This is a genomic window from Streptomyces thermoalcalitolerans, assembly GCF_039525155.1.
GTDB classification, from domain to species: Bacteria; Actinomycetota; Actinomycetes; order Streptomycetales; family Streptomycetaceae; genus Streptomyces; species Streptomyces thermovulgaris.
This window is the reverse complement of record NZ_BAAAHG010000119.1, coordinates 1-2,061: the sequence shown is the minus strand read 5'-3', so window position 1 is coordinate 2,061 and position 2,061 is coordinate 1. Positions and strand designations below refer to the sequence as shown.

At 70.3% G+C, this 2,061-nt stretch carries 4 protein-coding genes; 1 reads left to right on the top strand and 3 read right to left on the bottom strand.

Annotation, left to right across the window (positions count from 1 at the left end; genetic code table 11):
• A partial coding sequence (locus ABD224_RS29025; RefSeq protein ID WP_344055268.1) for a biotin carboxylase N-terminal domain-containing protein occupies positions 1–173 on the bottom strand: 173 nt, incomplete at its 3' end.
• 371 nt (positions 174–544) lie between these two features.
• Between ABD224_RS29025 and ABD224_RS29020 the strand changes: the two genes are divergently transcribed.
• Complete coding sequence (locus ABD224_RS29020) at positions 545–1,066, top strand: hypothetical protein (RefSeq protein ID WP_344055266.1); 522 nt, start codon at positions 545–547, stop codon at positions 1,064–1,066.
• Between the two features lie 22 nt (positions 1,067–1,088).
• Here ABD224_RS29020 and ABD224_RS29015 read toward each other — a convergent pair whose 3' ends face one another.
• Both ABD224_RS29015 and mmpB read right to left on the bottom strand, forming a co-directional pair.
• On the bottom strand, positions 1,089–1,712 hold the full coding sequence (locus ABD224_RS29015) for a Maf family protein (RefSeq protein WP_344055264.1): 624 nt from the start codon (positions 1,710–1,712) through the stop codon (positions 1,089–1,091).
• A 32-nt stretch (positions 1,713–1,744) separates the two neighbouring features.
• A complete protein-coding gene (gene mmpB / locus ABD224_RS29010; RefSeq protein ID WP_344055262.1) occupies positions 1,745–1,873 on the bottom strand; it encodes a morphogenic membrane protein MmpB in 129 nt (42 codons plus the stop codon).
• Between the last annotated feature and the right edge of the window lie 188 nt (positions 1,874–2,061).

Below are 2,061 nucleotides of genomic sequence, written 5' to 3'. Positions count from 1 at the left end.
CTGGTGGCGGGGGTGTCACCGCCCAGGGCGAACGCCTCATCCGCGGCGCGGACATGCAGCGCGTCCCGGTCCGGATCGGCGTAGACGGCCACACTCGTCAGCCCGGCGTCCCGGCAGGCCCGGGCCACACGGACCGCGATCTCGCCACGATTGGCGATGAGCACCTTGCGCACGATTGAGGCTCCCTCCTTGAAACAAGCCGAGTTTAGGGACAGCCGACACGGCACTTCGACCCGTCCCCACCGGTGAGCTTGCCCACACGGAGCGTGATGCGAGGCTCGCTCGACCTGCGAAATCCCTTGTCACACCACTGTGCGCAGGACTCCTCCGGAAAACCCTAGCTTCCGATGCGGCCAAGGTCTCTGTGAGAGCGCGCTGCGCCCCACTTCGTTTCTTTGTGGAGTCCCTACGAATGGCCCAATCATTCTTTGCCCTCCGCAGAACTCTTGTCCCTCGGTTTACCCGTGAGTAACGTTCGCGTCGTCCCGACGGTACTGGCGGTAACAGGCTCGGGTGGAGAGACGGTCGGAAGGGGGTGGAGCCGGTGGTGCGCAGACCGGTGGCATGGGTGGTGGCGGTCGTGCTCTTCGCGGAGGCCTTCGCGGTGGGTGCGCTGAACTGGCTCCTCGGCGAGATCGTGCACCGGCAGCAGATGTCCCTGGCGGGCCTGGACCCGCAGGTGATGTCGATGTCGTCGAAGGCCGGCGGTGTGCTCTTCGGTCTCTACTTCGCCCTGTGCGGCCTGGTCGCCCTGCGGGTCGCGGTGCGGGGCCGCCGTCCGTCCGGCCTCGGCCGCGTCCTGCTCGTCGGTGCGGCCGTGGTGCACGGGCTGCTGGGCGCCGTCGCCTGGGGGCTGGTGGGCTGGAAGGCCTTCCTGTTCATGGTGGTGGTGCTCGGGCTCATCGTGCTGCTGCTGACGACGTACGACCGACAGGAGGGGTCGGCCGGCGGGGTGCCGGGCGACGGCCCCGGGGGCGATACGGGTGACGGCCGGAAGAGGGATGCTCCGGCGGGCGAGATTCCCCCTGCCCCGGTCACTCCTCCGGCCGAGTCCGGCACCTCCTGAGCAGCCCTTGACCGGCTCCTGATCAGTCCTCGGCCGGAGGCGCCCACAACTCGGTGATGTTCACGCCCAGTTCGGCCAGCAGCCGGCGGACCAGGGGCAGACTGATGCCGATAACGTTGCCGTGGTCGCCGTCGATGCCGTCGATGAACGGCGCCGAGCGGCCGTCCAGGGTGAAGGCGCCGGCGACGTGCAGCGGCTCACCGGAACTGACATAGGCGGCGATCTCCTCGTCCGTCGGCTCACCGAAACGGACCACGGTGGAGGCGATGCCCGAGACATACCGCCCGCTTGCCGTGTCCCAGACGCAGTGTCCGGTCTGGAGGGTGCCGGCCCGTCCGCGCATCGCCTTCCAGCGGGCGGTGGCCTCCTCGGCGTCGGCGGGCTTGCCGAGGGGCCGGCCGTCCAGGTCGAGCACCGAGTCGCAGCCGATGACCAGCGCACCCTGGATCTCCGGGCGGGCCGCCACGACGGAGGCCTTCGCCTCGGCCAGGGCGAGGGCCAGCTCGGCGGGAGTGGGCGCGGTGATCGCGTCCTCGTCGACGCCGCTGACGGCGACCTCCGGGTCGAACCCGGCCTGTCGAAGCAGCCCGAGCCGGGCGGGGGACTTGGAGGCGAGCACGAGTCGGCGGCGCGGCTGGTCTGTCATACGGTCAGCGTAATCGGCGGCATCGACCGGCCTCACCTCAGTCCGATCACCAGCATCGCCAGCAGCATGGCCACCGCGATGAGAACACCCAGCCGCCGCAGCATCTCCTGCGTGTCCCGCACTTCCTTCGGCGGCTCGTTCTTGGGGTCGGACCACAGCATTCCCCGATCGTCCGACGCGCACCGGGGCCGGCGCCTGAGTACGCGTACTCAACTTGGCCGGCTCCGGTCGTGGGGCGTCGGGCGAGTCGGTTCAGTGGGGCCAGTAGGTGCGGGTCCAGGTGGTGGGGCCGGGTGGGGGCAGGGGGTGGGGGGTGCGGTGGGCGGGGTCGGCCCAGGAGGTGGTGGGG

Bases quoted from the DNA above. Each gene is read 5' to 3' on its own strand.
- ABD224_RS29015 (WP_344055264.1), bottom strand. From the start codon at position 1,712: ATGACAGACCAGCCGCGCCGCCGACTCGTGCTCGCCTCCAAGTCCCCC.
- mmpB (WP_344055262.1), bottom strand. From the start codon at position 1,873: ATGCTGTGGTCCGACCCCAAGAACGAGCCGCCGAAGGAAGTGCGGGAC.